Source organism: Paenibacillus sp. FSL M7-0134 (genome assembly GCF_038007865.1).
Taxonomy (GTDB): Bacteria; Bacillota; Bacilli; order Paenibacillales; family Paenibacillaceae; genus Paenibacillus; species Paenibacillus polymyxa_B.
Window position 1 is genome coordinate 2,075,001 of record NZ_JBBOXV010000002.1, and the last position, 7,413, is coordinate 2,082,413.

Sequence of the window (7,413 nt, forward strand, 5' to 3'; positions counted from 1 at the left end):
GCTGTGATGGGGAGCGAAAATTGTAGTAGCGAAGGTCATGATCTCAGACTGCCAAGAAAAGCCTCTAGCCAGGAGAAGGTGCCCGTACCGCAAACCGACACAGGTAGGCGAGAAGAGAATTCTAAGGCGCGCGGAAGAACTCTCGTTAAGGAACTCGGCAAAATGACCCCGTAACTTCGGGAGAAGGGGTGCCTCGGTAGGGTGAATAGCCCGAGGGGGCCGCAGTGAAAAGGCCCAAGCGACTGTTTAGCAAAAACACAGGTCTGTGCGAAGCCGCAAGGCGAAGTATACGGGCTGACGCCTGCCCGGTGCTGGAAGGTTAAGGGGAGTGGTAAGCCTTCGGGCGAAGCTATGAACCGAAGCCCCAGTAAACGGCGGCCGTAACTATAACGGTCCTAAGGTAGCGAAATTCCTTGTCAGGTAAATTCTGACCCGCACGAATGGCGTAACGACTTGGGCGCTGTCTCAACGAGAGATCCGGTGAAATTTTAATACCTGTGAAGATGCAGGTTACCCGCGACAAGACGGAAAGACCCCATGGAGCTTTACTGCAGCTTGATATTGAATTTGGGTACGATCTGTACAGGATAGGTGGGAGCCGTAGAACTTTGAGCGCCAGCTTGAAGGGAGGCATCCTTGGGATACCACCCTGATCGTATCTAGGTTCTAACTTGGTACCGTGATCCGGTGCGAGGACAGTGTCAGGTGGGCAGTTTGACTGGGGCGGTCGCCTCCTAAAGAGTAACGGAGGCGCCCCAAGGTTCCCTCAGAATGGTTGGAAATCATTCGAAGAGTGCAAAGGCAGAAGGGAGCTTGACTGCGAGACCTACAAGTCGAGCAGGGACGAAAGTCGGGCTTAGTGATCCGGTGGTACCGCATGGAAGGGCCATCGCTCAACGGATAAAAGCTACCCTGGGGATAACAGGCTTATCTCCCCCAAGAGTCCACATCGACGGGGAGGTTTGGCACCTCGATGTCGGCTCATCGCATCCTGGGGCTGAAGTAGGTCCCAAGGGTTGGGCTGTTCGCCCATTAAAGCGGTACGCGAGCTGGGTTCAGAACGTCGTGAGACAGTTCGGTCCCTATCTGTCGTGGGCGTAGGAAATTTGAGAGGAGCTGTCCTTAGTACGAGAGGACCGGGATGGACGTACCGCTGGTGTACCAGTTGTTCCGCCAGGAGCACCGCTGGGTAGCTATGTACGGAAGGGATAAGCGCTGAAAGCATCTAAGCGTGAAGCCCCCCTCAAGATGAGATTTCCCAATTAGTAAGACCCCTTGAAGACGACGAGGTAGATAGGTTGGGGGTGGAAGTGCAGTAATGCATGGAGCTGACCAATACTAATCGGTCGAGGGCTTATCCTAAGAATAAAACGCAATGAGTTTCGGATCCAGTTTTCAGGGTGTAACCTTGAAAGTATGTACAAGTGACATATGATAAGCGCATGGCTATTCATTCACACGATAAGTGATGAACCGAATAACCATACGGAAGAATTTACGATGTAAATTCATGTTTGGTGGCGATAGCGGAGGGGTTCCACACGTACCCATCCCGAACACGACCGTTAAGCCCTCCAGCGCCGATGGTACTTGGACCGCAGGGTCCTGGGAGAGTAGGACGTCGCCAAGCAAGATAAAAGAGCACAGCCTTGATGGGCTGTGCTCTTTTTGTATACCATAAGGCTTTCGCGTTTTGGAAAATATACAAGAAACCCATACATATACTCCATTCCACTAAATTAATATGATTGGGGGATAACTACAATAAAGCTTACAACACTCTGCATATCGACCGATAGTGAAGTCAAACATAATGAAATTTATAAAGCAGCAAGTCTCCAACAACAGGGAGCCTTGCTGTTTGCCGTTACTGTTTTTTGAGGGGGAAGATTAAAAGTAAGGCTATAAATTTCTAGAGAACAGGTACTTTTGAAGCGAGATAGAAACGTTTCTATTAGAGTTTGAAAAGAAAATTCATAGCTTTGGGAGAGAAAAACTCAATCCGAACTGAATTTTTTAGACGAAGAGTCAGAAAAAAATATGAAAAATATAGTCATTTAGGACTATGAAATAACAATATTTATTACAAAATTAAAGAGTTATTAATTTTGGCTTATGTGAGCTTGATACAAATTATATCCATTATTTAGGAGGTTAAAGAGAGTTGCGGAAAAAGGCGGAATTTGTCGGATGATATCAGGTTGAATTTGTTACATTTATGTTAATGGCATGTAAAGATAAAATTGTTGTAGGATAAGGGGTTGGAGCTTCAATGTAAATCATAATGAGTTTAGTTTTACAAAATTCGTGAAAACCAAAAATTTCGTTTTAAACTAAATTAACAGATCATGATTGACAGATAACTAATACAAAAAGTGAAATTGTTGCTTTTGAAATTTGGAAACAAATAACATAATATGGATTTTGTTTTATTTTTATGAGCTCCATCAATTTAGCCCTTTTGTCCCATGCCAAGCGGTTTTAAAGTTTGTATATTTAAAAACAGTTAGAAAGTGTTGGAAGAAAAAAAGAGATATAAGGATTTACTGTAAAATTATGAACTGCATAGAGGATGGAGGAATTCATTTGACAACTCGATCACAATCTTGGTTCGCAAAAACAGAGGTCCAACCGACTGCGAAGCTCCAACTATTTTGCTTCCCCTACGCTGGTGGTGGCGCTTACATATTTAACTCTTGGAAGTCTAGGTTCGCGCCTGATATTAACGTGTTGCCTATACAACTTCCAGGACGTGAAAGCCGCTCAACAGAAGCTCCAATGGATACTCTTCAGGACATCGTTCAATCGTTGATTCCCGCTATGGCCCCATACATGCATAAGCCGTTCGCTTTTTTTGGGCACAGTATGGGTGCACTGATTGCATTTGAAACAGCACGACAGTTGTACAGCAAAACTGGAAAGCTACCTGTGCATATCATCATATCTGGTAAATCCGCACCACATCTTCCATACTCCAAAAAACGACTCCATGATTTAGCAGACGATTCTTTCACCGAAGAGCTTCGTTTGATGCAGGGAACACCTGAAGAGGTGCTGCAAAATGCAGAATTGATGCAAATTATTATGCCTCGTCTGCGTGCAGATTTTAAGGTATGTGAAACTTATGTTTATCAGCCGGGAAATCCACTGGTATGTCCGATGACCGTTTTAGGCGGAATGAAGGATTTTGAGGTTAGCACAGATTCACTCCATGCCTGGCAACAGCATACGACATCACCTATGGATGTTCAGATGTTCGAAGGTAATCACTTTTTCATCCATGAACAAGAACAAGAAGTTATGAGCGCAGTCGAGAACATTCTTTCTACATCCTCGCCGATGGCCCACGCGGCAGCAGCTCATACAGCTTACAACACAAGCACCCTACAACCACGATTCAGACAGAGTTGAATGTCCCACACATCACGATACACTTCGTTATTACCATCTCAGCAACAATCGACAACCAACCCACAAACAAGATGCAAATTCCAGCATAGTTCAAAATCGCATTTTATTCTGTACGGATACTCATGCATCCAAACCCAGAGTTTATCTCAACGACGTCCACAGCCAATATAAAAAGTTCCCACTGAAAAAGTGTGGGCAACGAAAAGAGGGATGCCCTTGTTTCGATCAAATTCTGCTTTTCGGAGAGTCGCACGTTATGTAAGGCCGTATAATCTATGGGTTTTCATAACGGTGATCGCCTCCTTGTGTTTGGCAGCTATTGACATTATTTTGGGTAAGGCTATTGAGCAAATGGCACAGGGGACATTCTCCTCTACCCAGAACATGATCTATCTGGTTGTTGGTATGACGCTAATTGGAATGCCCTGTAAGTTTGTGATGAGGTACGCTTCAGCGCGTTTTAGTGTTAGTGCTCTGCGCGACTTGAGAGGCGATCTCGTACATAAGTTTTGCGATTTACCGGTTTCCAGCGTGGAAAGGAAATTTACCGGAGATTTGGTATCCCGTCTAACCAATAATACGGCAGTATTACAGAACTTTTTTATCCAGCAGTTTTCCAATCTGTTTTATTTACCGCTTGTGTTTACGGCATCACTCATATTGCTTTTACTGACAAGCTGGAAACTGATATTGGCAAGTCTTGCGCTCATGCCAATAGGAATGATCATAACATCACTAATGAGCAAGCCGATTGAAAAATATTCCGCAGATCTTCAGGAGAAAATTGCTCATTTGAACGCTGTGGGGCAAGATGCAATCGGAGGAATCCCTATCGTCAAGGCATTCAATATGCAAGCTGTGCTGTTGAAGAAGTATATGGTGATTATGGAGGAGGTCGTCAAGCGCGGCTTAAGGCTAGAAAAGCGCTATGCAGCCATTACTCCAGTAGGTGTGATGATGCTGGCAACACCAATTATTTTGGTCATTGTATACGGAGGATACCTGATACAACAAGGAGAGCTGAATGCTGGAGGCATTGTACTTTTTTTATACCTGATTTCGTTCATATTACAGCCGATTGCCATGCTGCCGACAATCATTTCGCAAATGAAGGAAGCGGGTGGAGCCGCAAAGCATTTGTTTGAGGTGCTGGATTGGCAGAATGAACGTCAGGACGGCGAAATGACCTTGGTAGATCAGAGGCGAGAGAATAGGGCGCCTCATTTGGAAGACGATGCAGATGGGGAAGCCAACCGAATGAGTGAAGGCGGAGCAGAAAGCGATGATGGCGTTGATGGTGTTGCTATAGTCAGCTTTGAGCATTTGACCTTTGGCTACGATGAAGGGAACACAGTGCTGAAGGATATCAGCTTCCAGGCAGGGCAAGGGGATATGGTGGCGATTGTCGGTGCCAGCGGTGGCGGTAAAAGCACGATTTTCAAGCTGCTTTGCGGATTTAATGAACCTGGAGAGCATGCCGGAACCATTCAACTATTTGGAAAGAGTTTGACAGATTGGAATTTAACAAGCCTGCGCAGTCATATTTCGATGGTATCTCAGGAGTCGTCGCTTTTTCCGGCCACCATTGCAGAAAATATCGGATATGGACGTCTGGAGGCGACTCGGGAAGAAATTGTCGAGGCGGCGAAAGCGGCATATGCGCATGATTTTATTGTTCAACTTCCCGAGGGCTATGAAACCCTGTTGAGCGAGCGGGGAGGCGGATTGTCTGGCGGTCAAAAACAGCGTATTTCTATAGCAAGAGCATTACTGAAAAATGCTCCGCTGCTTCTATTGGACGAGCCGACTTCAGCACTCGATAGTCAGTCGGAGGCTCAGGTGCAGAATGCGATGAATGCGGTAATGCAAAACCGGACGGTACTGGTCATTGCTCATCGACTGTCAACCGTACGTCAGGCGAACCGTATTATTGTACTCGATCAGGGGAGCATTGTGGAATCGGGTTCTCATGAGGAATTACTAGGTCGTGATGGTGTGTACCGAAAGCTGTATTTGAAAAATTTTGAAGAAGAACAGCATACGGCGGAAAACGGTAATTCGTTGCCTGAGGAAAGGAGTGAGCGTCGTGACCTTCAAGCAGGGGTTTTATGAATTTAAGCAGTTGATGTCCCTGATGAAGCCGCATCGAAAATGGTATTTTACCGGGCTGGTTGGCAATAGTCTGACCAATGCCAGCATCACGATTTTACTTTCTTTCGTGGTGCATTATTTGCTGAATTTTGCGGTTAATGGCGATGTACAGGAGCTATACCGAGCGGTCTATTTGGTCAGTGGTACATTTTTGGCATTAAGTCTTATTTCCCCCCTGTGCAGCTATATGTATAAACGGTGTGTAAAGCTGGCGATTGCCGATGTACGAATGAAACTATTTGGCCACATTGTCAAGCTATCGTACGAAAAAGCCGAAAAACACCATTCGGGTGATCTTGTATCCCGTATGACGAACGATGTACAGGCGCTGGAGCAGGCTTACACCGTTCATATCCGCTCGATTATACTAGAAATTTCGCTTTTCTTGGGCTCGTTGGTCATTTTGATGGTTCTGGATTGGCGATTTGGGATTATGGCGGTTTTACTTGGGCTGGCTTCAGCCTGGATAAACGCTCATTTCGCGAAGAAAATGCGAAAGACGAGTGAAGAGTTACAGGGACGGATGAGCAGGTTCACGGAACGATTGAGTGATTTGCTTTCCGGTTTGCAGACGGTGAAGTTGTTTGGGTTGAGGACAAAGGTAGGTGGACTTTGTAACGATGCAAGCGAGGACATAAACCGCATCAGCATTCGGCAGGGACGTCATATGGGCTTGCAGGATATGTGCAATTTTGTCATAGAGTTCATCACGCTGGGCGGTGTGCTTGTCGCCGGATTGATTCTGGTATCGCAGAAGCAAATGGAACTGGGGGTATTGGGACAGATTGTGCAGCTGCAAACCGGTATTTCAACGGTGTTTTTGGAGCTAGGGGCGGCTGTAACACTGTTACAAAACTCCTTGGCAGGCTTGGCGCGTATTCGCGAAATTCTGGATGAGTCGAAGGAAGAGGAGCAGTTCCCCGCGGCTAAAAAGAAGGGACCGCTGACTAGGCTTATCGATCCCGAGACGGCAGCTTTATCAGCCTGTGAATCTGGGGAATTCTATGGCGATGTTGAGACTTTGCGTTCAGACCACGCCATTGAACAGACTCCGGCTGCGCTGGAGCTGCACGACATCACCTTTGGCTATCAGCCTGACCATCCAACGCTGCAAAGGTTAAACTTGGTCGTGCCAGAAGGGCAGGTAACCGCGCTTGTCGGCCCGAGTGGTGGTGGCAAAAGCACAGTCATGAAGCTGTTGCTGGGATTTTACCCACCGGACGAAGGTGTGCTGCGGGTTCGTGGTCGCTTGGCAGAAGAATTTCCGTTGGATGAGGTCAGGGATTTAATGGCCTATGTACCACAGGAGGCTACGCTGTTCCACGGTACAGTAGCGGATAATATCCGTTTTGGCTCACCGGCTGCCACGGATGAAGAAGTAGAGGCTGCGGCCAAAACAGCCTATGCCAGCGGCTTCATAGGCGAGCTGCCAGAGGGGTACGACACGATTGTCGGTGAACGCGGAGCCAATTTGTCCGGCGGTCAAAGACAGCGGATCGCAATTGCCCGTGCTTTGCTCAAAAATGCACCGATTTTGCTGTTGGATGAAGCGACCTCGGCTTTGGATGCAGAATCGGAATATGAAGTCCAGCAGGGCTTAAATGAGCTGATGAAGGATCGTACGACATTAGTTATTGCCCATCGATTGTCTACGATTGAACGGGCGGATACGATCTGTGTCCTTGCCGATGGCGAACTGAAAGAGCAGGGTACCCATGATCAGCTCCTTGCCGAGGGAGGTCATTATGCAGAGCTGTATGAGCTTCAATTTCGAAAGCATCCCGAGGAACAAACCGCATAAATATGCGAATTTCCTTTTTACCAATATCTATTTTGCGAGGAGAGAAACGG

At 46.7% G+C, this 7,413-nt stretch carries 3 protein-coding genes and 2 rRNA genes (1 of these 5 cut by a window edge); all 5 read left to right on the forward strand.

Annotated features, from left to right (window positions below):
* Nucleotides 1-1,362 (forward strand): 23S ribosomal RNA (locus NSQ58_RS25135); it begins 1,564 nt to the left of the window's first position.
* Between the two features lie 151 nt (nt 1,363-1,513).
* Nucleotides 1,514-1,630 (forward strand): 5S ribosomal RNA (gene rrf, locus NSQ58_RS25140).
* A gap of 956 nt (nt 1,631-2,586) precedes the next feature.
* Nucleotides 2,587-3,411, forward strand: coding sequence for a thioesterase II family protein (locus NSQ58_RS25145; RefSeq protein ID WP_028541396.1), 825 nt, complete (start codon nt 2,587-2,589; stop codon nt 3,409-3,411).
* Nucleotides 3,412-3,627: 216 nt separating this feature from the next.
* Complete coding sequence (locus NSQ58_RS25150; RefSeq protein ID WP_341058401.1) at nt 3,628-5,523, forward strand: ABC transporter ATP-binding protein; 1,896 nt, start codon at nt 3,628-3,630, stop codon at nt 5,521-5,523.
* Nucleotides 5,498-7,363 carry an ABC transporter ATP-binding protein gene (locus tag NSQ58_RS25155; protein ID WP_338533544.1) on the forward strand — a complete coding sequence of 622 codons (1,866 nt, stop codon included), beginning with the start codon at nt 5,498-5,500 and terminating at the stop codon, nt 7,361-7,363. The genes NSQ58_RS25150 and NSQ58_RS25155 overlap by 26 nt, the downstream gene beginning before the upstream one ends.
* Nucleotides 7,364-7,413 lie beyond the last annotated feature (50 nt).